We start from the raw sequence: 24,487 nt of genomic DNA, 5'->3' as shown, positions 1-24,487 counted from the left end.
GCGGCACCGCCCGCCCCATCACCGATCTGATCCCACCGAAGCGAAAAACCTTTCCGGGCTCTCCGCTTCCACCAACTTGTTCTTTTCGATCAGCCAGAACCGGTTTCCCACCGCCCGCACGAAACTGCGGTCGTGCGAGACCAGCAGGCAGCTCGCCTCCTGCGCCATCAACTCGCTCTCCAGCGCTTCCTGTCCCTCGATGTCGAGGTGGTTGGTCGGCTCGTCGAGCAGGTAAAAATTCGGCTCGGTCAGCCTGAGCACCAGCATGCCGAGCCGCGCCTTCTGGCCGCCGGAAAGCTGGCCGATCGGTTTTGCCTGCATGTCGATCGTCAAGCCGGCGCCTGCCAGCAAGGCCCGCGCCCGCTGGTCGCCGACATCGAAGCGGCGGATGATCGTGCCGATCGGCGTATCGCTGTCGGCAAGATCGGCAAGCGCTTGGTCGCCGTAGCCGAGCACGAGCGAGGGCGTCGCCTTGATGCTGTCGCGCGCTGTCTCCGGTCTTTCGATCGCCTGTTTCAGCATCGACACCAGCCGCGACTTGCCGGCGCCGTTGAGGCCGAGCAGCACGATGCGGTCGCCCTGGCAGATGAACTGCCGGCCGGTCTTGAACAGCGGCGTTCCATCGGGCGTCGTCACCACCGCATCCTCCAACGTCACCAGCACCTTGGCATGGGTGCCGCGGTTGGCGAGCCGGATCGCCCCGGCCGAGCGCTCCAGATGCGCCGGTTTTGCCGCGTCCTCCAGCTTCTCCGCCCGTTGCCTGAGCTGCTTCGTCTTGACGACGAGCAGGTCGCTGCCGGAATTGATGCCGATATTGTTGAGCTTCGCCGCCTGCTTGCGCAATTGCTCCGCCACCTTCATGTCGCGCTCGTAGCGCCGGGCTTCGGAAGCGTCGGCCTCGTCGAGCGCGGCGCGCGCCCTGGTATAGGGCAGGGAGAAGACCGGCGATTGCTCCGGCCGCAGGAACAGCGTCCGGTTGGTCGTCGCATCGAGGAAGGCGCGATCGTGGCTGGACAGGATAACCGGCACGTCGCGCGGCAGCGCGTTCAGCCAGCTCTCCACTTGCCCGATCTTTTCGAGGTCAAGATGGTTGGTCGGCTCGTCGAGCAGAAGCACGTCGGGCTCGCTCACCCAGGTGCGGGCAAGCATGGCAAGCCGCTGCCATCCGCCGCTCAATTGCTTCAGCGGCCGGCTCCGCATGGCCTCCGGCACGTCGAGCGATTCCAGCACGACGTCGACCCGCCAGCTCTCGCTTTCGGCCTGATCGGCCGGCAGCGCCTGCAGCACCGCATCGTAAAACACCGTGTCGAAAAGGGCAGGCGGCACATTCTGCGCGACATGCCCGACGGTCAGCCCGCGCGCCTTGGTGATCTCGCCCTCGCTCGGCTCCAGCGCACCGGTGATGCAGGCAAGCAGCGTCGATTTCCCCCGCCCGTTGGCGGCGACGAGGCCGATGCGGTCGGCTGAATTGACGACAAGATTGAGTTTCGAAAATAAAGGATTGCCCAGCGTCACGCCGAGATTGCGGATATTGATGAGGGTCATGATCGTTCTCTGGTCTGACCGGGTGTCGACGCGATCCGGGGCGTTCAGCCATCACGGGATTGCGCCTATCGGGCCCGGGAAAATGACAGGAATGGGCGCGGTATTTCGCACGGCGCCGCATTGGCCACGAGGGCAGACCAGGAAGAGATGTCGAGAAACGGTCTCTGGTCAGCCCTGCAAACGCATTTGCAGGGCGTTGACGGGACCACGCTGGCGATGATGCCGGAAATAATATTGCATAGCGTGATCCTCCTTTCTCGAACGGGTTTCAGGATTGAAATACCATTGCCTGTACTAGGAGGCAAGGGAGGCGCCGTTGCCCGGCGCCCAAGAGAGCCTCATCCTGAGGTGCCCCGCAGGGGCCTCGAAGGGCGAGGCAGGTGCGTTGGTGGTTGATGGATGCAAGGAGCATCCATCGATCAACCCGCCGCACACCGCCAGCCAATTCCAGCCGCCCCTCTATACCGATGCTCTCGAGAAACGTCTCGTCATGGCTGACGACGATGAGCGCCTCGTCATAAGCACGCAGCCCGGCCTCGACCGCTGATATCGAGTCGATGCGCCGTTCAGAACTCATTGGCGGCAAAGGTTGCCTATTTCTCCAACCTTTTGCTGCAGGTCCGCGAGGTCTTTGGCAGCCAGTTCAGTGCCCAATTGTTTGTACGTCGTGATGTCGGCCATCTTCTCGGTGAAACAGGTGCAATAGGTTTGGATTTGCTGCTGGGTAATAGCTTGGTTGAGTGAGGCCTGCTTTCGAACGCAAGCAAACTGGGTGTCGGCTATGAATGATTTTCGAGCTTCGCCACCGATTGCTTCGTCGCGAGAGAACACAAACTCTCCGTAGGCAAGAAGGCCGACGAAAATTGTGACAAAGAGCGCCGCAAACGTGATTGCCCCCCGAATGGCACTTGCGTTCGACTTAGCTTGACCCCTTCTGAAAACGTTTCGTATGGCTGCAATCACCACAAATAATAGTGGTGCGGCGAGAACCTGCCCACCTAAAGCGCTAATCGTTTCCGCACTCCGAGTGTGGGCGTAGTTTGCTAGTTCAAAGCCTCGACCGTTCGCGACCTGAAGCAACAAGATGGCAGCGCTAACGCTAATGCCAATATTGGCGCTTCTCCAGAGGCTCCACTTTTGGGCTGCACGATGCCCGATCGCCTCTTCCATAGTCATGCCCTTCTCCTCCAAGCCGCCGCGGTGGTTATCAATAGGTTGAATGCGTTATATCTTGCAAGTATGGCATCGCTTTCGAACTAGCGACCTCAAGCCTTTTCACGGCGAAACGGGCTAGTGGAGCAATCGAGATTGAGCGAAGACTTAATGGCAGGCCGAAAGGCAAATACACCGGGGCCTTTCTCGAAAGGGTTGCAGGATGGAAATACCGTTGCCGGAAAAATGAGGCAAGGGAGGCGGCGTCAGAGGGATGCAGGAAGCAATGTTGCGGCGTGCTTCGAGGCTACGCCCTCTCGGGCTTCGGTTGAGCCGCGCTCTTATAGGCAGTTAGGGAATGGTAGGTGCCGGTGGTGGAGGGCGCTGCTGCACTCCTGAAATCACCCACCCGCATCGCCCGGCAATTCCAGCCGCCGCCTGATGCCGATATTTTCGAGAAACGTCTCGTCGTGGCTGACGACGATGAGCGCTCCGTCATAGGCGCTGAGACCCGCCTCGACCGCTGATATCGAATCGATGTCGAGATGGTTGGTCGGCTCGTCGAGAATCAGGAGCGGCGGCGGCGCGGAGCCGAGGGTGCAGGCAAGGCCGGCGCGCAGCAATTGCCCGCCGCTCAGCGTCGAGACGGTCTGCAGCGCCGCATCGGCCCGGAACATGAAACGGGCAAGCGCGGCGCGGCAGGTGTTTTCATCGGAAGGCGGATTGATCCGGCGAAAATTATCGCGGATTGAGGCCGACGGATCGAGAAGGCTGACCTTCTGGTCGAGCATTGCAAAGCCGGTCATCATGGCGATTGTGCCGGCCCAGGGTTTCAACGCGCCGGTTACAAGCGCCAGCAGCGTCGTCTTGCCCGCGCCGTTGCGGCCGGTGACGGCAATGCGCTCCGGTCCCGTCACGTCGAAGGAGAGATTTTCGATGACGGCATCGCCCGGCCGATAGCCCACGGTGACGCCCTCCATTTTCAGCACGGCTTTGCCGGCAGAAAGCCCGGTCGCCGGCAGGCGCACCGACAAGGGCTGCAGGATCTCGATTTTTTCGCGCGCGGTCTTTGCTTCGTCCAGTGCCTGGGCGCGCCGGCGTTCGGCCAACCGGGCATTGTCGCCGCCCGTCGTTTCGCTGCGCTCCTTCATGCCGCCGAGCATGATGCGCGGGATGCCGCCCTTGGCCGCCATCTTCCGCCCGGCGCTGTCCCTGTGCGCCTGACGCTCCACCGTCGCCTGTGCCTTCCTGGCGACCTCGGCCATACGCTTTTCGGCATCGGCAAGATCGTGCTCTGCCGCCGCAAGCTCAAGCGCCTTGCGCTGGCGATAATGGCTCCAATTGCCGCCATAACGCGTCCCGCCGAGCGACGTCAGTTCGACGATCGCATCCATGTTTTCGAGCAGTTCCCGGTCATGGCTGACGATGATCGCGCCGGCTCGCCAGCCCGATATCAGCGCGATCACTGCCTCGCGGCCATCGCGGTCGAGATTGTTGGTGGGTTCGTCGAGCAGCAGAAAATCCGGTTCGTTGAAAACAAGCGCGGCAAGCCCGGCCCGGGTGCGCTGCCCGCCGGAAAGTTCGGCCAGCCGTGTCTGCGGCAGTGCGTCGAGCCTCGTCCGGCTGAGTGCTGTTGTGATCCGCGCCGGCAGCATCCAGTCCGCCGATGCAAGCTCGTCCGCCGTCGCCTCGCCGGCTTCGGCGCGCTGGAGAACCGCAAGCGGCCCGGCGACTCCGAAGAGATCGGCAATGGTTTCGTGAGATGCCACCTGCACATTCTGGCGCAGGATGCCGAGGCTGCCGCCGACCGATACTGTTCCCGAATGCGGCTTGGCGTCACCGGAGACGAGCTTCAGCAGCGTCGTCTTGCCGACGCCGTTGCGCCCGACCAGACCGATACGCTCCGCCCCGAAACTTAAGTCGAAATCGGAAAAAAGCGGCCGCCCGTCAGGCGTGGCCCATGAAATTTTGGAGAGAGTGATGGATGCAGGCATGGATATGGATTTCCCCGTTGGCAAGGCGAACTGGCATTGCGATCGGGTTGAAATCCATTGCGGCACACATCCTGTTGAAATGGTCGATGGCGGGTAATTTAGGGGATGACGGCTTGCGGTTCAAGGCGGGGAACGATCTGTGCTAACGTTTCGCGCCCTCAATACCCCGCGCACCAAAGGCAGGGCTGCCGCAATCCGAGTGCTTTGCAGCTAAAGCATATCGCGCAAAAGCGTGCAGCGGTTTTGTGGCAACGACATGCGTAAAAACAAAGAGCTAAAACGCGTAGCATCAATCAAATTTGACGCGACGCGCCTTAGACGATCTGCTTCACATAAATTTCCGGATCAAAGTCAACGCGCCTTGCTTTCCCGTCGGGTGTTTTCAAAACAAGCTCGACTCCGCCTCCGAGAGAATGCATGTACCGCACGACGGACGACAGTAGGACATCGTCGGCGCTTTCGATTTTCGAAACAGTGTTCTGCGTCATGGCGGCACGCGCAGCGACATCCTGCTGCGTTGCCTGCATCGCCTTGCGCACTTCCGCCAAGGCCTTGCCCAGACGGCGCTCCTGACGTTTCATGTCGAGCCGAGTGCGAACATCTTCTGGAAGTTCGGCGCGTAACGTCTTCCACTCAGCGCTCATTTTAACTCTCCTTCAGCCATGCAGCGAACCGGGCGTCAGCCTTGTTGATCAGTTGTTTGTAAAAGAGCATTTCATTTATCCCTTGCTTGTCCCCTCCACAAAGGACAATGGCTCTTTGGGCAGGGTCGAAGGCGAATGCAAAACGCCAGACCTGTCTTCCAAACCTGACTCTGATCTCCTTCATATTTGCATAATCGGAACCGGAAAGCGTATCGACCTCAGGACGACCTAGGAAGGGACCATCGTCTTCGAGGTGGTCCAACACTTCGCCAACCAGTTCCTTCAACCCCATCTCCAGCTGCTTCCATTCGGGGACGAAATCAGGATGGAACTGCACCTTATAGATCATTGGCCGCCCTAAAAAATATATACTAAAAGATATAAAATCAAGGCCAGATTTAGTTACGAGCTTGCGCCCTGCTCAAGAGCCCCGAGCAGGGTCGCGCCGCAGCTCTCGATCCCTCCTTCGTATCCCCAGGGAGGCAAGCCTACCGCTTCAGGCTCCCCAATATCCCGCGCACCAGCGCCCGGCCGACCTGGGTCGCCACTGTGCGGGCGACGCTCTTCATCGCCGCTTCCACCACCGTTTCGCGTTGGTAGCCGGAAGACCGGCCGCCTGATTGGCCGCGGCCCTGCTGGTTGTCGTCATTGCCGCCGCCGAAGCCCGGCAGGTTCCAGCCGGAGGTCGTGCCGCCCTGTTGCTGAGGCGCTTCTTCCTGGGCTCGCTTGGCGGCTTCGGCATCGGCCGCCTTCTTCGCCCGTGCGGCCAGCAGTTCGAAGGCGGATTCGCGGTCGATATCCTCGTCATAGATGCCGAGAACCGGGCTCCTGTCCATGATCTGCCGGCGCTCGTCATCCGTCACCGGGCCGACGCGGCCGGATGGCGGGCGGATCAGCGTGCGCTCGACGATCGAAGGCGCGCCTTTGGCCTCCAGCGTCGAGACCAATGCCTCGCCGGTGCCGAGATTGGTGATGACCGTGGCGCAATCGAAGGCCGGATTCGCACGGAATGTATCGGCCGCCGTCCTCACCGCCTTCTGTTCACGCGGCGAATAGGCGCGAAGCGCATGCTGTGCCCGGTTGCCGAGCTGGGCGAGCACCGTTTCCGGCACGTCGAGCGGGTTCTGAGTCACGAAATAAACACCGACGCCCTTGGAGCGGATCAGCCGCACCACCTGCTCGACGCGTTCGGTCAGCACCTTTGGCGCATCGTTGAAGAGCAGGTGCGCCTCGTCGAAGAAGAAGACGAGCTTCGGCTTGTCGGGGTCGCCCACCTCGGGCAGTTCCTCGAACAGCTCGGAGAGCAGCCAGAGCAGGAAAGTGGCGTAAAGCCGCGGGTTCATCATCAGCTTGTCGGCGGCAAGCACCGAGATCTGGCCGTAGCCGTTATTGCTGGTGCGCATGATGTCGGAAATCTTCAGCGCCGGCTCGCCGAAGAAATGTTCCGCACCCTGCTGTTCGAGAACGAGCAGCGCCCGCTGGATCGAGCCGACCGAGGCTTTGGAGATCAGCCCGTACTGATTGGAAAGCTCGCTGGCGTTCTCGCCCATATAGTTTAAGAGCGAGCTGAAATCCTTGAGGTCGAGCAGCGGCAGCCCGCCCTGGTCGGCGATCTTGAAGGCGATGTTGATGACGCCTTCCTGCGGTTCGGAGGCATCCATCAGTCGGGCAAGCAGCAGCGGTCCCATCTCGGCGATGGTGGTGCGCACCCGGTGGCCCTTCTCGCCGAACAGATCCCAGAAGATCACCGGAAACTGGTCGAATTCGTAATCGGTGAAGCCGATCTGCTCGGCGCGCTTCGTCAGGAAATCCCTGGGCTCGCCCTTGGCGGCGATGCCGGAAAGGTCGCCCTTGATATCGGCCGCAAACACCGGAACGCCGGCGCGGGAGAAACCTTCGGCCAGCACCTGCAGCGTCACCGTCTTGCCGGTGCCGGTAGCACCGGTGACGAGGCCGTGGCGATTGCCGAATTTCAGGTCGAGATATTCCGGCTTGTTGATGCTGTCATCGGGATTGCGGCTCGCGCCGATGAAAATCTTGCCTTCCTCGATCATTCGGAATGCTCCCTTGGGGCTCTGCCGCCATTTATGAGAAGGCTTGCTTCCGCTGCCTTCATCGAACCATCGTTTCCCTGTTATAAGCAGGCAGGCGCATGCGGACAACTGTTTGCATTGAAAGCAAAACTGGACAAAGTGCCGCCCGGGGAGGGCCGGCTTGAGTTGCTGTGGAATTTCGAATAACGTTGACGTTAACGTCAAAAAAACAGGAGGCTGACGATGAATGAAATTGTGACCCAGATCGCCGATCGTGTGGGTATTGCGCCAGATTTGGCCGAAAAGGCGCTCGGCATGATGCTCGGCTTCCTGCAGCGCGAGGCCGCCGATGGCCCGGTTGCCAAGATGATCGAAGCGATCCCCGGTGGCGCCGATCTCGTCGCCCAGTTCAACGGCGCAGGTGCCGGCGGCGGCGGTCTGCTCGGCGGGCTGATGAGCTCGCTCGGCGGCGGCGGCATCATGGGGCTCGGCCAGCAGCTGATGGGCGAAGGCCTCGGCATGGGCGAAATCACCTCGCTTGCCAAGGAAACCATCGCGATCGCCAAGCAATATGCTGGCGAGGAAGTCGTCGACGAGGTCGTCGCTTCCGTCCCGGGTCTCAGCCAGTTCGTCTGAGACGAGAGATCAGGAGCCCCGCATTTTGCGGGGCTCATTGTTCTCGCTTCGGAAGCACCGGAGTGAAGAGCATGCGCTGTCCCTTGAATGGAAGGAGAGCCCATGACCATCTGGCGCCCATCGCAGCAGATCAGGGTGAAGGTGATCGGCCTCGCCTGGCGGAAAGACCAACTGCTCGCCGCCGAAGTGGAGGATGACAGGGGTCGCATCAAGGGCGTTCGCCCGCTAGGCGGCGCCATTGAATTCGGCGAAAGCCGCGAAGAGGCCCTGCAGCGCGAATTCCAGGAGGAACTCGAGACCGATATTCGCATCGTCGGCCCCTGGCATCTGCTTGAAAACATCTACGAACATCACGGCGCGACCGGTCACGAATACATCTTTGCTGCCGATATCGAGCTGGCCGATGCGTCGCTCTATGAGCGTGATGAAATCCACTATTCCGAACTCGACGAGACGGCGGCGACGGCGCGCTGGTTCGGCCGCGACAGGCTGCGCGACGCCGGCATCGATCTCTATCCGACAGGTCTCGACAAACTCCTGGCGCGCTGGCGCGATTGAGCCTGATATCACCCTGCTTTGATGTGGCTTCGGCCGATCGCCAAACTTTGATCGTCTGCGGCCCGCTTCCGGGGGAACAATGAGCTGGCATCGCCTGTTGCTAGAGGAATTCCAGCAAAAGTGTGCAGCGGTTTTGCGTCCGGAATTGCGTGAAACAAAAACGATCGCTGAAACCAGAAGGAATAGCATCATGCGCAGGTTTATTGCAGCAACTTCGATCGCTCTCCTCAGCCTCTCCGCCCCGGTTCTTGCCCAGTCGAACATGGGCATGGATGCCAGCGGCCGGATCGACGGCACGCCGCCACTCGGCACCGCGCCGGGAGTTGAAACGCAAAGCGGGCTGATAATCCCGCTCGACTCGATCGAAACCGGCAGCATCGACAACGAGCCTCTAAGCGGTCCGGTCGACTGGGCGCGCTGCCCGCCGCGCAAGGCACGCGGAGCGCTTGCCACCGAGGGCGGCAAGAGCGGCGCCTCGGTCAGCGCCGCATGCCGTGATAACGGAAACCAGTAACACCAGGGGAGGGCGCTATTTGCCGTTCTTCTTGTCGTGATGCAGGATGACGCCGAGTTCATGCCACTGCCGCCTGTCGCGCTGGATCAGTTCGTCGGCTGAGGCCGGTCCCATGCTGCCCGGAGCGTAAGCGTCAGGCACACTCTGATCCCCAGCCCAGATGTCGAGGAAGGGCTGCACCGCCGCCCAGCCGGCCTCGATGCCGTCGGCGCGCTGGAACAGCGTCTGGTCGCCGATAAAGAGATCGTAGAGCAGCGATTCATAGCCGGTCGTCTTGGCGATATCGAATTTGTCGGCATAGCGGAAATCGAGCGAGACCGGCACGGTATCGACGGAAAGCCCAGGCGATTTGATCGAGATTTCCATGCTCATGCCCTCGTCCGGCTGCACCTGGATCACCAGCCGGTTCGGCGGCAGGCGGCTCTTGACATCCGTCTCGCGAAACTGTGCGAAGGGCACCGGCTGGAAGGTGATGACGATCTCGGTGTCGCGCGCCGTCAGCGCCTTGCCAGTTCTGAGATAGAAGGGCACGCCGGCCCAGCGCCAGGTATCGGCATAGAGCTTCAGCGCCACGAAAGTCTCAGTCCTGCTGTCGGGCGAAACGTCCTTGGTGTCGCGATAGGCGGGAAGCTGAGCCCCATTGAGCGGGCCTGCGCCATAGGCGCCGCGCACGCCGTGCGTCTTGGCCTCATCAGGCGTATAGATGCGCAACGCCTTCAGCACCTTGCTCTTCTCGTTGCGGATTGCCTCGGCATCGAAGCTGTTCGGCGGCTCCATGGCGATCATCGCCAGCAACTGGAAAAGATGGTTCGGCACCATGTCGCGCAGCGCACCTGTCGCATCGTAGAATTTGCCGCGGCTGCCGACATCGACGATCTCGGCGGCGGTGATCTGCACATGGTCGATGTAGCGGCTGTTCCACAAGGAACTCGATCATCATGTTGGCGAAACGCGCCGTCATCAGGTTCTGCACCGTCTCCTTGCCGAGGAAATGGTCGAGCCGGTAGACTTGGCTTTCCCCGACCTGGGCGAGAATCTGCGCATTGAGCGCCTGCGCCGAGGCGAGATCGGTGCCGAACGGTTTTTCGATCGCGACACGGCGGAAGACGCCATCGCTTTCATCGGTCAGCCCATGGGCGGCGAGCTTCTCGACGATCGTCCCGAAGAAGGATGGCGGCACCGCGAGATAGAAGGCGGCATTGGCATTCGGCCCCAGCCGCTTGCCGATCTCGATGAAAATATCGTCCTTGGTGAAATCGCCTGACGTATAGGAAATACGCCGGCGCAGGCTTTCCCAGGCTTCGTCCTTTTGCGTCTGCTCCTCGCCGCTCAGATGGCTGAGGAAGTCGTCGAGCCGCCCGCGCAGGAATTCATCGTCACCCGGCTCGATGCCGATGCCGAGAATGTGGAGATCCTCGCCGACGAGGCGGCCGCGCGTCAGATTGATGATCGCCGGTACCAGCAGCCGGCGCGTCAGGTCTCCCGTGGCGCCGAAGATGACGAGGGTGACCGGCGGGGTAGGGGTAGCGTCCATGATGTCATCTCCGAGTTTTTCCGGCCGACTATAATGCGCGCCGGTTTGGCCGCAACATATGAGGGCGGGGGATAACACGCATTTGACATTATCTGGGGCGTGCTGGGGACGCAGCTCCTCAGTCCGGCTGCCCAAGACCCCTTCCCAACCCCTCCCCACAAGGGGGAGGGACTAAGCTGTGGTATCGGGCAGTGACCAAAAGGAGGGGGCTTGCAGGCTGTTACCGTTCGACGGATGGTTACGATTGAGGATTAAGTGAACCCATGCGGCATCTTAGCCCCTCCCCCTCGTGGGGAGGGGTTGGGGAGGGATTTGGCTTCGTCCTAACTGGAAAGCACTGATCAGCAGCCGACTACCCCTTCACCGCCACCATAAAAATCCGCGGAAACCGCAGCAGCACCCGCCCATCCGACATCTTCGGATAAGCCCTTGCCACCCGGCCGAGATAATCCGCCAGAAAGGCCTCGCGATACTGCTCGCCGGCCTGGGCGAGATAGGGCATCAGCCCGGTTCCCTTCACCCATTCGACGATATCTGCCGCATCCGCCATTGGGTGATTGTAGATGGTGTGCCAGATATCGACGCGGGAGGCCTTGGCGATCAGCCTGGAGTAATAGGCTGATGGCGCCGGCAGCCCCTTGCGTCGCACGCTCTTTCCCTCGAAGGCGGCCTTCCAGGGCCCCGCATGCGCGCTCTCCTCCATCAACAGGTGGGTGGGTTCGCCGAGATTGTCGGGCATCTGCACCGCCAGCACGCCGCCGGGGGAAAGCCCGTCCATCAGCCGGTCGAAAATATCGAGATGATCGGGCAGCCATTGGAAGACGGCATTGGCAAACAGTAGGTCGGCGGTTTCAGTCGGCTGCCAGCTGCCGAGATCGGCTTCGACGAAGGCGGTGCCGGGAAGCCGCTTGCGGGCGGCCTCCAGCATGTTGAGATCGCTGTCGAGGCCTGAAACGCCTTCCGCCCCATAACGCTCGATGATGAGCTCGGTCGAATTGCCCGGCCCGCAACCGAGGTCGACGGCGCGGCGGATGCTCTGGAGCGGCACCTGCGCCAGAAGGTCGCGCGCCGGTCGCGTGCGTTCGTCCTCGAATTTCACATATTGGCTGGCAGACCATGCCATCGCGTTTACTCCTGATATCAGGCCACACTTTCCATGCGGCGGATGCGGATTTTGTCGATGCTGCGGCCGTCGGACCCGATGATCTCAAGCGAAGCAGGCCCCGCCGAGCTTCACTCCGCAGACACAAGTATCTTGTCGACGCGCCTGCCGTCGAGATCGATGACTTCGAAGCGCCATCCACCTCTGGTGAAGCTCTCACCCAACTCGGGCAGATGTTTCAGCTCTTCCAGCACCAGGCCGGCCACAGTCTGATATTCGAGATCGTCATCGAGCTTGAGATTCAGGAACTCGGCGAATTCGTCGATCGGCGTCCAACCGGACACCAGGTAGGAACCGTCGTCGCGGCGAGCGATGGCTTGCTCGTCCACAGGTCCCTCCTGCAGAGCCCCCATGATCGCTTCCAGAATGTCGCCTGACGAAACAATCCCCTCGAAATGGCCGTACTCGTCAAAAACCAGCACCATGTGGACTGGCGATTTCCGGATCGCTTCGATCACATGGATGGCGGTTGAAAGGTCGGAAACCACCGGCACGTCCTGCGTCAAGGCCTTGATATCGGCACTGCCGTATTGCGACACCGAGTCGTAAAAATCCTTGACCGGAAGGATGCCGATCACCTCGTCCGAACTGCCCTTCCGAACCGGCAGCCGGGACCGTTTCGTCCGATGCAGCTGAGCTCGAATTTCATCAAGGCTGTCGTCGATATCGATAATTTCGACGTCGCGCCGGGGCGTCATCAGCGCTCGGGCGGTGCGGTCCGCCAGCCGCATGACGCCGGATATCATCGCCAACTCTTCGCTTTCGATCACGCCGGCCGACTGCGCCTCGGCCAAAACGGTTTTGATCTCCTCGTCGGAGACGTTGTCGCCGCCTTTTCCTGTTTGGCCCAGGAGCTTCAGTACAAGATTTCCGGAGGCGTTCAGCAGCCACACGAGCGGCAGCGCGATCTTTGAAAGCAACGCCATGGCGGGCGCCATTCTCGCCGCAACGGCTTCGGGCTCCCGCAATGCGATCTGCTTTGGAACAAGTTCGCCGACGATCAAGGAGAGATAGGTGATGGCGACGACGACTGAACCGACGCCGATTGCGTCGGAGGCCGTTGACGACATCCCCTGCGCCTGCAGCCATCCTGCTAAGCGGCCCCCGAGCGTCGCCCCTGAGAAGGCGCCCGAGAGAACACCGACCAGCGTGATGCCGATCTGAACCGTGGAAAGAAATCGGCCGGGGTTTTCGGCAAGTTTGATGGCTTGCGCCGCACCCTTGCTGCCATTGTCGGAGAGAACCTTGAGGCGGGCCGTTCGAGAAGACACAACGGCCAACTCCGACATGGCGAGTACACCATTGAGGATGGTGAGAAACGCCACAATTCCAATTTCCAGAAACACAGGGAGCCTATTCGTTGAGGTTTTATGCCGCATCCCTAGCGATGCGGCGAGGCGTTCGAAGAGACGCTATATCAGCATCGCCCTTCGTCTTTCCATTGTCGTGTTAACATCGAGGCGGCCCGTCATTCGCAATCATCCGGAAGATACCAGCGCTCTGCGGGATCAACCGAGGCGAGGCGGAGGCCATCGCGTCTACAGCGGTCGCCACCTTCCTCGGTCGGGAAATCCCGGCTGGAACGGGCGGAGCTTGTACTGGATGGGTCGCTGTCGGGCATGTCGCAATTTTGGCGGTGAAATGCTATCGGCGCAAGAGGCGCCGGGCAAAATCATCTCACCGCAGCGATGTGACAGTTTCGAAAAGGACGGCGGAGCCGTGTTCCCGGCTGGGCTTTCCGGAGAATTTTTCGCATTTCTGCATGATGCCAAAACAGCTCGAACGTTCCAACATCATGCGTTCGCGCCGTCAAGCCGCCAGAATCGTAATCCCGTAAGCATTGGCGGCTGCCGTCATGCGGGCGATGGTCTCTGCCGAAGGGCTGGCCTTCGGAGGCTCTGTTACGCCTTCCGCTTCGATGAATTCGGCCATGTCACGATCGACGACGGCGGAAAAGATTGCCGGGGCGGTTCCGCGATTGGAATAGCCGTGCACCATGAAGGGGGAATGGCGACGATGTCGCCGGCGCCGGCCTCGATTTCTTCGGGGCCGTTGTCCGTCAGCCGCCAGATCGTCAGGCATCCCTCAAGGACGCGGAACACCTCTGGGCTCGCATGCGCATGTCTCGGCGTCCGGCTGCCTGATGGTACGGTGACGTCGAAGAGATTGAGCCAGTTTCCGCGGATGCGAAGCCGCCGCTCGATCCGCTCGCCGAGGACGAAGTAGCGCTTCGCCTCATCCCCGGTCTCTTCAGCGGCGTGCACGTTCACAAATGAGTTGGACATCATGTCTCTTTCTTTTTCTTGCGGGCTTTTGTTGCTGGCCCTTTCTTGCGGGCGCAGCCGTTAGCCCTTTGCGCCGGCTTTGGCAACCATCACAATATATGCGCCAGGAAACCGACGGCCCCGATATCGGTGCGGCGGGGCGTTTTCGCAAGACCTGCCGGGCTGCGGCAAATGGGCCGGATCGGTGCGGGTTTCTATCCCGATCGCCACTGGAACCTCGGCGACGGCTCGATCCACTGGCACGCCGTCTTCGCTACCCTTGCCAAGCTCGAAGGCAATCCGCGCCTGATCATCGAGATCAAGGATAAGTCGAAGATCCGGGCTTCGGCTGCCTATCTCGCTTCGATTGGGGTGGCCGAATAGGGGCAGTTGGCCATCCGCCTGCCTCATGAAAACCGCGTGATCACGCTGATCCCCGTCGCCTCCGCCTTGTCGAGCGCCATCAGCGCCGGCACGGCTTCCTCGAGGCTGATGCGGCGGCCGATCAGCTTCTGCGGGGCGATCTTGCCGGCCGCCAGCATCGACAGCATGGCGTCGTAGCGCCAGGCCTGCATGCCGTGGCTGCCGTAGATCTCTAGTTCGTGGCCGATCACCTGCGCCATCGGGATTTGCGGCGTGGCATATTCGCCAAGCATCAGCCCCACCTGCACATGCCGCCCGCGCCGGCGCAGATTCTTGATCGAATTGAAGCAGGTGGCGGGATGGCCGAGCGCGTCGATCGAGACATGCGCGCCGCCCTTGGTGATCTCGCGCACCGCCTCCGCCACGTCGGCGACGCCGGAGGCGTTGACGGTCGCTACCGCTCCGCATTCTCTGGCGAAGGCAAGCTTCTCCTCGGATATGTCGATGCCGATCGCATTGGCGCCGAGTGCCGTGGCGATCATGATCGCCGACAGGCCGACGCCGCCGCAGCCATGCACGGCGATCCATTCGCCGGGGCGGGTGCGCGCCTGGTCGGCGACGGCGCGGAACGAGGTGGCGAAGCGGCAGCCGAGGCTTGCCGCCGTCGCATCGTCGATCGTATCGGGCAGATGCACCAGATTGGTGTCGGCATAATCGATCGCCACATATTCGGCGAAAGATCCCCAATGGGTGAAGCCCGGCTGGAACTGGTTCGGGCAGACCTGCTGGTTGCCGGAATGGCACTCGGCGCAATGGCCGCAGCCGGAAACGAAGGGCACGGTCACCCGGTCGCCGACCTTGAAACGCATCACGCCGCGGCCGGTGGCGACCACCCGCCCGGCAAGCTCGTGTCCCGGCACATGCGGCAGGCGGATATCGGGGTCGTGTCCCATCCAGCCGTGCCAGTCGCTGCGGCAGAGCCCGCTGGCGCCAACCGATATGACGACGCCGTCTTCGGAAGGCGTGGGATCGGGCAGGGTGCGGATCTCGGGCGCCTCTTCGAAGGCTTCATAATACATGGCTTTCATCGGCGTCTTCCCTTGCGGCTATCTCGCGATTTCTCCCCATGATCGCATGCAGCAGGCCGCCATTCCAACATCCAGTTCCATCATTTTTGCTGATGCACCCATCGCTTCGCCGCGGGCACCGCGCACGAATATTGCGGCCCGGCGCCATCCTCCGGCATTTTCTTGCTTCCGCATTTGCCGCCCGGATTTGTCCTTGACCCGGTTCACCGCAGGGGTTTTTGCTGTCCCGACTTCAGAGGGGAGGGCAATATGGCCGTCGATACATCACCGCGTTCAACCACCTGGACTCATGTCGACGGGGAGTGGCTTTCCGGCAATCCGCCGCTGATCGGGCCGACCTCGCATGCCATGTGGCTCGGCTCCACGGTTTTCGACGGTGCCCGCTGGTTCGACGGCATCGCGCCGGATCTTGACCTGCATTGCCAGCGCATCAACCGCTCCGCGCTCGCCATGGGGCTGAAGCCAGTGAAATCGGCTGATGAAATCGCCGCACTCGCCTGGGAGGGCGTCGGGAAATTCGACGGCGCCACGCCGATCTACATCAAGCCGATGTATTGGGGCGAACATGGTTCGCCCGGCAGCATCGTCTCCGTCGATGCGGAATCGACCCGCTTCGCGCTCTGCCTGTTCGAGGCGCCGATGGGCGGCCATGGCGGCACCAGCCTCACCGTCTCGCCCTACCGGCGCCCATCGCCGGAGACGGCGATGACCGAGGCGAAGACCGGCTCGCTTTATCCGAACAGCGGCCGCATGATCGCCGAAGCCCGCAGCCGCGGCTTCGACAATGCGCTGGTGCGCGATCTCAACGGCAATGTCGTCGAGACCGCTTCTTCGAACGTCTTCCTGGTGCGCGACGGCGTGGTGATGACGCCGGCCGCCAACCGCACCTTCCTTGCCGGCATCACCCGCGCCCGCGTCATGGACCTCTTGCGCAAGGCCGGCTTCGACGTCTTGGAAACAACGCTGTCCGTCGAGGATTTCCTCGCCGCCGACGAAATCTTCACCACCGGCAACTACTCCAAAGTCGTCGGCGTCATCCGCCTCGACGACCGCAACCTCCAGGAAGGCCCGGTCACCCGCAAGGCGCTCGACCTCTACATGGACTGGGCCCATGGAAGAAGCGAGAGCGAGGAGTGAGCAGCGGTTCGGCGCAGCCGAAGCAATCGATCCAGTGAATCGATTGCAATGACGAACGCCCGAAGCGCAAGTGAAGGGCAGGGTTGTTCGGAGACGCAGAGCAAGGCCCGCCCCTCATCCGGCTGCCGCCACCTTCTCCCCGTGAACGGGGCGAAGGGGGTATGCCGTGAACCTCTCCGTCCCTCCCCAACGTCTCGCGGGGCACGTCCCCTCTCCCCGTCAGAACGGGGAGAGGGCTAGGGTGAGGGGCAGCCTCTCGCGCTGAGGTCTGCCGCCTCACGCCTCACGTCATCCACTTCCGATGCTCCGCAAATCTCTCCGCCAGGAGGTCGATGAACAGCCTTACCTTGGTCGCCAGATGGCTGCGGTTGGGATAGACGGCGTTGATGCTGAATTCGACCGGGCGGTAGTCCGGCATGATCTTCACCAGCCGTCCTTCGGCGATGTCGTCGAAGACCACGAAGCTCGGCGCCAGGAAGATGCCTTTTCCGTTCAGCGTCAGGAAACGCAGCATCTCGGCGCTGTTGGAGACGGCGTTACCGCCGACCTTGACGCTTTCCTGCCGGCCTTCGCCATCCTCGAAGCGCCATTCCTCGCCATAGGGGTAATAGGCATATTGCAGGCAATTGTGATCGGCAACCTCGGCCGGTTTTTGCGGCATCGGATGGCTTTCGAAATAGTCCGGCGAGCAGACGAGCACATGGCGCCAGGGCGTCAGCTTGCGCGCGACGAGCGATGAATCCGGCGGCGGCACGGTGCGGATCACCAGATCATAGCCGTCCTCGATCATGTCGACCATCCGCTCGCCGATGCTGAAATCGAGCGCGATCGACGGATAGAGTTCCATATATTCGCTGACGACGGGCAGCAGGAAACGCACGATGGCGCTGCTGGTATAGACCTTCAGCGTGCCGCGCGGCGTGGTGCTGAGTGCGCCCGCCGTCCGGTCGGCCTCGTCGAGTTCTGCAAGGATCTGCGAGGAGCGTTCATAGTAATATTTGCCGGTTTCCGTCAGGCTGACCTTGCGCGTCGTGCGGTTGAGGAGCCTGACGCCGAGCCGATCCTCCAGCGATTGCACGTGATTGCCGACCATGGTGACCGACATGTTGAGCCGGCGCGCGGCGGCGGAAAAACCGCCGCATTCCACCACGCGGCCAAAGACTGTGAGGCTTGTCAGCCGATCCATATCGCCCTCGGATTATCCGCTGAGAGTTGATGATCCTTCCCGATTTAAGCAGATTATCACAATGAACGGCAGGGTGCATTGTCCCTTCGATCGAACAGGGCCTCTCAACGGGGCCGGCATTGAAGGAGAAACATGATGGTTGAGTTGCCCCGCAAGGACGTTTTCGACACTGCCCGGCAGGCCGATGCCACGCCTGCGGCCGAAGCGCCTGTCGTCGAAGCCGCTGCTAAGGAGACGCCGAAGAAAACCGGCCGCAGGACCGTCAAGCGCGCGGTCATCGCCGCAGCATTGCTTGCTGGCGTCGGTTTTGCCGGCGATTTCGGTTACCGCTACTGGACGGTCGGCCGCTTCATCGAATCCACCGACGATGCCTATGTGAAAGCCGATTACACCACCGTCGCCCCGAAGGTCGCCGGCTATATCAGGCAGGTGCTGGTCAATGACAACGACCCGGTCAAGTCAGGCCAGGTTCTCGCCCGCATCGACGACCGCGACTTCCAGGCGGCATTGTCGCAGGCGAAGGCAGCCGTGAAGGCAGCCGAAGCCGCCGTCGCCAATATCGACGCCCAGATCGCTTTGCAGCAGTCGGTCATCGGCCAGGCCAAGGCGACGATCGATGCATCGCAGGCGTCGCTGGATTTTGCCGTTTCCGATGCCGCCCGCTCGGCCCGGCTGATCACCAGCGGTGCCGGCACGCAATCGCGCGCCGAACAGAGCCAGTCGGCCCGCGACCAGGCGGCCGCCGCCGTCGAGCGCGACCGGGCAGCCCTCGTCGCGGCCGAGAACAAGGTGCCGGTCCTTGAAACGCAGCGTCAGCAGGCAATTGCCGAGCGCGATCGGGCGGCTGCTGCCGCCCAACAGGCCGAACTCAACCTGTCCTACACTGATATCGTCGCCGCCGTCGACGGCACGGTCGGCGCCCGTTCGATCCGCGTCGGCCAATATGTCACCTCGGGCACGCAGCTGATGGCCGTCGTGCCGCTGCATGCCGTCTATGTCGTCGCCAATTTCAAGGAGACGCAGCTGACCCATGTCCGCCCCGGCCAGCCGGTCGAAATCAAGATCGACAGCTTTCCCGACATGGCGATCAAAGGCCATGTCGACAGCGTTTCGCCGGCGAGCGGCCTCGAATTCTCGCTGCTGCCGCCTGACAACGCCACCGGCAATTTCACCAAGATCGTCCAGCGCATCCCGGTCAAGATCGTCATCGACGACGAGGCGCTGAGCGGTCTGTTGCGCTCGGGCATGTCGGTCGAGCCCGAAATCGATACCAAGGCTGCAGAGACCTCGGTCGCCGAGGAGGGACTATCCCGCCACGCCGGATAATCCTTCCGCCGTTTCCCAAATTCGCCCGAACCCCGTCATGAGAAGGTTTTCCGTGAGAACCGGAAAGAGATCAGCCATGGCCACTCTTCAGATCGCCGCAAACAGCAATTCGCTCACGCGCCCCGCCGCTAGGGCGCCCGCCACCATCAGCCCGGTCCGCATGTGGATGGCCGTCGTCGGCTCTACGCTCGGCGCCTTCATGGCGGTCTTGAACATCCAGATCGTCAATGCTTCGCTTGCCGATATCCAGGGCGCCATCGGCGCCGGCACGGATGACGGCGGCTGGATCTCGACCTCCTATCTGATCGCCGAGATCGTCGTCATTCCCTTGAGCGGCTGGCTGACACGGGTCTTCTCGCTGCGCAATTACCTGCTTGTCAACGCCATCCTCTTCCTGATCTTTTCCGTCGCCTGCGCCTTTGCGGCCAATCTGCAGCAGATGATCGTCCTGCGCGCCATTCAGGGCTTTTCCGGCGGCGTGCTGATCCCGATGGCCTTCACCATAATCATCACGCTGCTGCCCAAGGCGAGGCAGCCGATCGGCCTGGCACTCTTTGCCCTTTCGGCCACCTTCGCACCGGCCATCGGCCCGACCATCGGCGGTTATCTGACCGAGAACTGGGGCTGGGAATATATCTTCTACGTCAACCTGGTGCCCGGCGCGCTGATGATCGGCCTGCTCTTTGCCTCGCTCGACCGGGCGCCGATGAACCTGAAGCTGCTCGCCAAGGGCGATTGGCCTGGCATCGTCACCATGGCGATCGGCCTGGCAGCTCTGCAGACGGTGCTGGAAGAGGGCAACAAGGAGGACTGGTTCGGCTCCGATTTCATCCTGCGCCTGACTGTTATCGCCGCCGTCTCGTTGACGCTGTTCATCATCATCGAGCTGAAGACGGCCCATCCGCTTCTGAACCTGCGTCTGCTGGTGCGCCGCAACTTCGGCTTCGGCATCGTCGCCAACTTCCTGCTCGGCATCGCGCTTTATGGTTCGGTTTTCGTGCTGCCGATCTATCTCACCCGTATCCAGGGTTATAACTCCGAGCAGATCGGCATGGTGCTCGCATGGACTGGCATCCCGCAGCTGCTGCTGATCCCGCTGGTGCCGCGGCTGATGAAGCGTTTCGACATCCGGTTGCTGATCGTCGTCGGCTTTGCCCTTTTTGCCGCCTCGAACTTCATGAACGTGCACATGACCGGCGATTATGCCACCGACCAGCTGTTCTGGCCGAACATCGTGCGCGCCATCGGCCAGGCGCTTGTCTTCACCCCGCTTTCGGCCATCGCCACATCAGGCATCGAGCCGGAGAATGCCGGTTCGGCGTCCTCGCTCTTCAACATGATGCGCAATCTCGGCGGCGCGGTCGGCATCGCCTCGCTGCAGACCTTCCTGTCGAAGCGCGAACAGTTCCACTCGAACATCCTGACCAACTCGGTCTCCGTCTTCGAGGAAGCCACGCGCGATCGCATTGCGAGGCTCACCGGCTACTTCATGAGCCACGGCGTCAGCGATCAGGCGCTGGCCAGCCACAAGGCCGTTGTCGCCATCGCGCTCAAAATACGCAAGCAGGCCAATATCATGGCCTTCAGCGACACCTTCTTCCTGCTCGGCGTCGCCCTTGTCGTCGCCCTGCTGGCAAGCCTGCTTCTCAGCAAACCCGGTCAACTCTCCGGCGGTGGCGCTCACTAGAGTTTGATGGAGAGAACACCATGACATCAACGATCCATGCCCCCGATACCAGCCGGTTTCTGCCAAGGGCGGCCGGCAGTGCCGTCAGCGCCGGCGCGCTGCTCTCGATCATCGAATGGCTCTCCGGCGACGAATGCCACGCCCTCGACGAGGCGGGCCTCGTCTCCGGCCTCGGCCGCAGGCTTCAGGCGCTTGGCCTGCCCGTCGACCGGGTGACCCTGCATCTGATGACGCTGCATCCCGAGTTCATCGGCCGCACCATCGCCTGGGCGCCGGGCGAGCCGGTCGAGATCCACGACCGCGAACACGGCGCCCGGGTTGCGATTGCCAATACGCCGCTGCGCAAGGTCATGGACACCCGCGAACCGCTGGTGGTCGGTGCCGGCGAAAGCATGCATGGCCGCTGGCAGCATATCGATGTCTTTGCTGATCGCGGCCTGATGCAGCTCGTCATCGCCCCGCTCTGCAATGGCGACGGCCCGGTCAGCGCCGCCGTCTTTGGCACCAGGCGGCCGGGCGGCTTCACCGCCTCCGAGCAGCAGCTGATCGAACGCATCCTGCCGGCGCTGCGCAATACCAGCGAGCTGCGCGTTCTTCGCCAGGTCGAGCTCAGCCTGCTCGACACCTATATCGGCCCGCTGACGGCAAGCCGGATATTGGCGGGCCGCATCCGCCGCGGCGAGATCGAATCCATGCAGGCGGCCCTGCTGCTTTGCGATCTGCGCGGCTTTACCGAGCTGTCGAACCGGTTGCCCGGCAGCACCGTGCTCGGCCTGCTCAATGCCTATTTCGACAGGATCGTGCCGGCGATCACCCGCGAAGGCGGCGAACTGCTGAAATTCATGGGTGACGCCGTGCTTGCCTTCTTCCCGGGCTATGATGCCGCCCATTCCTGCGGTGCGGCTCTTGCCGCAGCCCGCGCCATGCTCGATGAGATCGACCATTTCCAATATGAAGGCATCGGCGTGAAGGCCGGTATCGCCCTCCACTACGGCGAAGTCAGCTACGGCAATGTCGGCTCCGGCCGCCGCCTCGACTTCACCCTGATCGGCGGCGACGTCAATCTGGTCAGCCGCATCCAGACCGCCTGCAGCGAACTGGGAGAGGCCTTGCTGATGTCGGCGCCGTTTCGCAGGGAGGCCGGGGCAGGGGATGCCGTCTCCGTCGGAGCGCATGGGCTGAAGGGGTTTGCCGAGCCGGCGGAGCTCTTTACGATCGTACGGTAGGCCGCCCAATCCAGTGATCCGAAATCCGACGCTCACTTGCATAAAATGCATGGCAGGTCTGCCCGAAACGGCTTCGTCTTTCCTCATCTTTTCGCCATAGTGGCGCCGGAATTCCGTAAGCGGGGAGGAAGAGCTTATGACTGTGCTGTTCGACGAACAAGGCGAGATCATCCGCGAATTGGGTGTCGCCGCCGAGATCGACCCTGAGCGGGAGATCGCGCGGCGAACCAATTTCCTCAAGGATTATCTGGTCGCTTCGGGTATGCGCGGCTACGTCCTCGGCATCAGCGGCGGCGTCGATTCGCTGACGGCGGCGCTGTTGGCTCAGAAGGCCGTGCGCGAGCTGCGTGACGGCGGCCATGCGGCCGAATTCATCGCCGTTCGCCTTCCCTACGGCGTCCAGGCCGATGAGGCCGACGCGAGCCGAGCGCTGGAAACCATCGGCGCCGACCGCTCGATGGTGGTCAATATCAAGGCCGCGGCGGATGCGATGCTGGCCGCCGCTCAGGACGGCCTTGCCTTCGCCGATGCCGGCCGGCAGGATTTCATCCTCGGCAACATCAAGGCCCGCCAGCGGATGATCGCTCAATTCGCTTTGGCCGGCGCGGTTGGCGGCCTCGTCATCGGCACCGATCATGCGGCCGAAGCAGTCATGGGCTTCTTCACCAAATTCGGTGATGGCGCCGCCGATATTCTGCCGCTCGCCGGTCTCAACAAGCGCCGCGTCCGCTTGCTGGCAAAGCGGCTCGGTGCCCCGGACGAACTGGTCTTCAAGGTGCCGACCGCCGATCTCGAGGATCAGCGGCCGCTGCGCCCCGACGAGGAGGCCTATGGCGTCTCCTATGACGAGATCGACGATTTTCTCGAAGGCAAGCCGGTCGGCGAGATCGCCCGCCGCCGCATCCTTGCCGCCTATCGCTCCACCGCCCACAAGCGCGCTTTGCCGGTGGCCGTCAACGCCCTCTGACAGGCCTGATCTTACGGCCGCACCGGCGAGCCGGTCCGGCCTGATGAGGCGAGATAGGCCTGCGGCGCGAAATAGATGCCGTCCGCGTCGAAGGCCTCGAGCTCTTCGGCCTGCAGCGCTTCACGCACTTTCGTGCGTGCCGCCACGCGGGCCATGAACCCGTGCAAGCCCGGCCATTGCTGGAGATCGATGCCGGTCCAAGGCGACCAGTTCAGGCAGACGAAGAGGTAGGCATCCGCCACCGTGAAGGCCTCGCCGGTGAGATAGGGACCGGCAAGGCGGCCGTCCAGCCAGGCAAGCCGCTTCGATATCAGCGCCCGGATTTGCTCGTGCACGCTCGCATAAAGCGGGTTGAACAACAGCACCATCGGCTTGTGCAGCTCGGCAGTGATGAAATTCAGATAGGATTGCACCTCATTGCGCTTGAGGTCGCCGACCGCCGGCAGCATGGCCGATCCTTGCGGCACACTGTCGGCGAGGAACTGCACGATCGCCGGCCCTTCGGTCAACACCTTGCCATCGTCGAGCATTAATGCCGGCACGTAACCGTTGCCGTTGATGGCGAGATAATCCTTGCCGTCGCTTGTTCTGTGGGTCTGCCGGTCGACCTGGACGAGTTCGATGTCGAGCCCCAGCTCCCGGCAGACGATATGCGGCGAAAGCGAGCATGCCGCGGCGTGCATATAGAGTTTCATGACTGGCTTCCTTCTGATGAGGCGGGCGATGCCGCCCGTTAATGGCGTTGAACTTCTGTACTGTTTCGCATAAAATAACCTTCGTCAAGAATTTAATGCGAAACGGTACAGAATATGAAAGACGAGAAGAAACGCGGCCGCCCCAGAGCCTTCGACGCCAAGGCGGCACTCGGCAAGGCGCGCGACGTTTTCTGGGACAGGGGCTTTGCGGCTGCCTCGCTCGACAATCTGAGTGCTGCGACCAACCTCAACCGCCCGAGCCTTTACGGTGCCTTCGGCGATAAGGAGAATCTTTATCTCGATACGCTGGAAGGCTATCGGCAGGACGGCATGGATGCGCTGTCTGAGGCGCTCGACCCGTCACTTCAGCTGCGCGACAATCTCGCCCGCGTCTATGAGAGCGCGCTTTCGATCTATTTGCATGGTGAAACTGCCGCCCGCGGCTGTTTCCTGATCGGCACGGCAACGGCCGAGGCGATCCAGCATGAGCGCGTCCGCGAGGTGCTCGGCCGCAGCCTCAGCGATTTCGACGGCGAGATCGAAAAGCGCATGCGCCTTGCCGTCGAAAGCGGCGAGCTTCCCGAGGGCGCCGATCCGCAGGCGATGGCGAGGCTCGCCTCCGCCGTCATGCATTCGCTTGCCGTGCGGTCTCGCGCCGGCGACAGCCGCGAGACGCTGGAAGCGATTGCCCGCTCCGGAGTCGAGCTCGATCTGCGGACGGCGCTAAGCTGGAGCATGATGCCGAAAAGTGTAAGCGGCTTTCTCAAGACATCATG

At 62.1% G+C, this 24,487-nt stretch carries 20 protein-coding genes and 4 pseudogenes; 11 read left to right on the top strand and 13 right to left on the bottom strand.

All coding sequences use genetic code 11. The features are described 5' to 3' along the window. Window positions 1–18: 18 nt before the first annotated feature. Window positions 19–1,545: an ABC-F family ATP-binding cassette domain-containing protein gene (locus tag MF410_RS12810; RefSeq protein WP_097627576.1), complete on the bottom strand. Its 1,527-nt coding sequence runs from the start codon at window positions 1,543–1,545 to the stop codon at window positions 19–21. 316 nt (window positions 1,546–1,861) lie between these two features. Here MF410_RS12810 and MF410_RS12805 point away from each other — a divergent pair, with 316 nt between their 5' ends. Next, on the top strand, window positions 1,862–2,092 hold the full coding sequence (locus MF410_RS12805) for a hypothetical protein (protein ID WP_131711493.1): 231 nt from the start codon (window positions 1,862–1,864) through the stop codon (window positions 2,090–2,092). A gap of 26 nt (window positions 2,093–2,118) precedes the next feature. Here the strand turns inward: MF410_RS12805 and MF410_RS12800 are convergent, their stop codons facing one another. The 5 genes from MF410_RS12800 to MF410_RS12780 form a co-directional block, all read right to left on the bottom strand. Continuing rightward, a complete protein-coding gene (locus MF410_RS12800; RefSeq protein ID WP_097627580.1) occupies window positions 2,119–2,721 on the bottom strand; it encodes a hypothetical protein in 603 nt (200 codons plus the stop codon). A 377-nt stretch (window positions 2,722–3,098) separates the two neighbouring features. Continuing rightward, window positions 3,099–4,691 carry an ABC-F family ATP-binding cassette domain-containing protein gene (locus tag MF410_RS12795; protein ID WP_131711494.1) on the bottom strand — a complete coding sequence of 531 codons (1,593 nt, stop codon included), beginning with the start codon at window positions 4,689–4,691 and terminating at the stop codon, window positions 3,099–3,101. A gap of 314 nt (window positions 4,692–5,005) precedes the next feature. Next, the gene (locus MF410_RS12790) at window positions 5,006–5,335 is read right to left on the bottom strand and encodes an XRE family transcriptional regulator (protein ID WP_097627584.1); all 330 of its coding nucleotides are present in this window, start codon (window positions 5,333–5,335) and stop codon (window positions 5,006–5,008) included. A gap of 1 nt (window position 5,336) precedes the next feature. Next, the gene (locus MF410_RS12785; protein WP_097627586.1) at window positions 5,337–5,684 is read right to left on the bottom strand and encodes a type II toxin-antitoxin system RelE/ParE family toxin; all 348 of its coding nucleotides are present in this window, start codon (window positions 5,682–5,684) and stop codon (window positions 5,337–5,339) included. Window positions 5,685–5,823: 139 nt separating this feature from the next. Beyond that, on the bottom strand, window positions 5,824–7,389 hold the full coding sequence (locus tag MF410_RS12780; RefSeq protein ID WP_097627588.1) for a helicase HerA-like C-terminal domain-containing protein: 1,566 nt from the start codon (window positions 7,387–7,389) through the stop codon (window positions 5,824–5,826). Window positions 7,390–7,611: 222 nt separating this feature from the next. Here MF410_RS12780 and MF410_RS12775 point away from each other — a divergent pair, with 222 nt between their 5' ends. The 3 genes from MF410_RS12775 to MF410_RS12765 all read left to right on the top strand — a co-directional run bounded on the left by MF410_RS12775 (window position 7,612) and on the right by MF410_RS12765 (window position 9,076). After that, a complete protein-coding gene (locus MF410_RS12775; RefSeq protein ID WP_003546502.1) occupies window positions 7,612–8,004 on the top strand; it encodes a hypothetical protein in 393 nt (130 codons plus the stop codon). Window positions 8,005–8,106: 102 nt separating this feature from the next. Further along, complete coding sequence (locus tag MF410_RS12770; RefSeq protein WP_131711495.1) at window positions 8,107–8,562, top strand: NUDIX domain-containing protein; 456 nt, start codon at window positions 8,107–8,109, stop codon at window positions 8,560–8,562. A gap of 190 nt (window positions 8,563–8,752) precedes the next feature. Further along, the gene (locus MF410_RS12765; RefSeq protein ID WP_018241198.1) at window positions 8,753–9,076 is read left to right on the top strand and encodes a hypothetical protein; all 324 of its coding nucleotides are present in this window, start codon (window positions 8,753–8,755) and stop codon (window positions 9,074–9,076) included. Window positions 9,077–9,091: 15 nt separating this feature from the next. On the opposite strand, the pseudogene zwf reads toward MF410_RS12765, so the two are convergent. From zwf to MF410_RS12745, 4 genes and pseudogenes are all read right to left on the bottom strand, one after another. Next, window positions 9,092–10,610 (bottom strand): annotated as a pseudogene (gene zwf / locus MF410_RS12760) (glucose-6-phosphate dehydrogenase). 352 nt (window positions 10,611–10,962) lie between these two features. After that, window positions 10,963–11,733, bottom strand: coding sequence for a trans-aconitate 2-methyltransferase (tam, locus tag MF410_RS12755; protein ID WP_097627594.1), 771 nt, complete (start codon window positions 11,731–11,733; stop codon window positions 10,963–10,965). Window positions 11,734–11,843: 110 nt separating this feature from the next. Then, window positions 11,844–13,118 carry a hemolysin family protein gene (locus MF410_RS12750; protein ID WP_239619796.1) on the bottom strand — a complete coding sequence of 425 codons (1,275 nt, stop codon included), beginning with the start codon at window positions 13,116–13,118 and terminating at the stop codon, window positions 11,844–11,846. A gap of 463 nt (window positions 13,119–13,581) precedes the next feature. Continuing rightward, a pseudogene (locus MF410_RS12745) lies at window positions 13,582–14,060 on the bottom strand (cupin domain-containing protein). A 198-nt stretch (window positions 14,061–14,258) separates the two neighbouring features. On the opposite strand from MF410_RS12745, the pseudogene MF410_RS12740 reads away from it, so the two are divergent. Continuing rightward, window positions 14,259–14,420: pseudogene (locus MF410_RS12740) on the top strand (sugar phosphate isomerase/epimerase); the annotation flags it as partial. Window positions 14,421–14,443: 23 nt separating this feature from the next. Here the strand turns inward: MF410_RS12740 and MF410_RS12735 are convergent. Further along, window positions 14,444–15,487, bottom strand: coding sequence for a zinc-dependent alcohol dehydrogenase family protein (locus MF410_RS12735; RefSeq protein WP_097627600.1), 1,044 nt, complete (start codon window positions 15,485–15,487; stop codon window positions 14,444–14,446). A 249-nt stretch (window positions 15,488–15,736) separates the two neighbouring features. Here MF410_RS12735 and MF410_RS12730 point away from each other — a divergent pair, with 249 nt between their 5' ends. Further along, window positions 15,737–16,624, top strand: a complete 888-nt coding sequence (locus MF410_RS12730) for a branched-chain amino acid aminotransferase (RefSeq protein WP_097627602.1) — start codon at window positions 15,737–15,739, stop codon at window positions 16,622–16,624. A gap of 283 nt (window positions 16,625–16,907) precedes the next feature. On the opposite strand, the gene MF410_RS12725 is transcribed toward MF410_RS12730, so the two are convergent. Continuing rightward, entirely contained in the window at window positions 16,908–17,810 is a 903-nt protein-coding gene (locus MF410_RS12725) for a LysR family transcriptional regulator (protein WP_097627604.1), read from the bottom strand. Between the two features lie 135 nt (window positions 17,811–17,945). Between MF410_RS12725 and MF410_RS12720 the strand changes: the two genes are divergently transcribed. The 4 genes from MF410_RS12720 (at window position 17,946) to nadE (ending at window position 23,016) form a co-directional block, all read left to right on the top strand. Further along, window positions 17,946–19,136: an HlyD family secretion protein gene (locus tag MF410_RS12720; RefSeq protein ID WP_097627606.1), complete on the top strand. Its 1,191-nt coding sequence runs from the start codon at window positions 17,946–17,948 to the stop codon at window positions 19,134–19,136. Window positions 19,137–19,212: 76 nt separating this feature from the next. Continuing rightward, window positions 19,213–20,823, top strand: coding sequence for an MDR family MFS transporter (locus MF410_RS12715; protein WP_097627608.1), 1,611 nt, complete (start codon window positions 19,213–19,215; stop codon window positions 20,821–20,823). 20 nt (window positions 20,824–20,843) lie between these two features. After that, entirely contained in the window at window positions 20,844–22,049 is a 1,206-nt protein-coding gene (locus MF410_RS12710; RefSeq protein WP_097627610.1) for an adenylate/guanylate cyclase domain-containing protein, read from the top strand. 136 nt (window positions 22,050–22,185) lie between these two features. Further along, window positions 22,186–23,016, top strand: coding sequence for an ammonia-dependent NAD(+) synthetase (gene nadE, locus MF410_RS12705; RefSeq protein WP_239619795.1), 831 nt, complete (start codon window positions 22,186–22,188; stop codon window positions 23,014–23,016). An 11-nt stretch (window positions 23,017–23,027) separates the two neighbouring features. On the opposite strand, the gene MF410_RS12700 is transcribed toward nadE, so the two are convergent. Next, window positions 23,028–23,711, bottom strand: coding sequence for a glutathione S-transferase N-terminal domain-containing protein (locus MF410_RS12700; RefSeq protein WP_097627614.1), 684 nt, complete (start codon window positions 23,709–23,711; stop codon window positions 23,028–23,030). 114 nt (window positions 23,712–23,825) lie between these two features. Between MF410_RS12700 and MF410_RS12695 the strand changes: the two are divergent. After that, window positions 23,826–24,438, top strand: a pseudogene (locus MF410_RS12695) (TetR/AcrR family transcriptional regulator). The last annotated feature ends 49 nt before the right edge of the window (window positions 24,439–24,487 follow it).

Origin of the sequence: Rhizobium sp. C104 (genome assembly GCF_022354505.1) — a bacterium.
Lineage (GTDB): Bacteria > Pseudomonadota > Alphaproteobacteria > Rhizobiales > Rhizobiaceae > Rhizobium > Rhizobium redzepovicii.
Note: the sequence above shows the minus strand (reverse complement) of the source record. Positions and strands in the feature narration are given on the sequence as shown.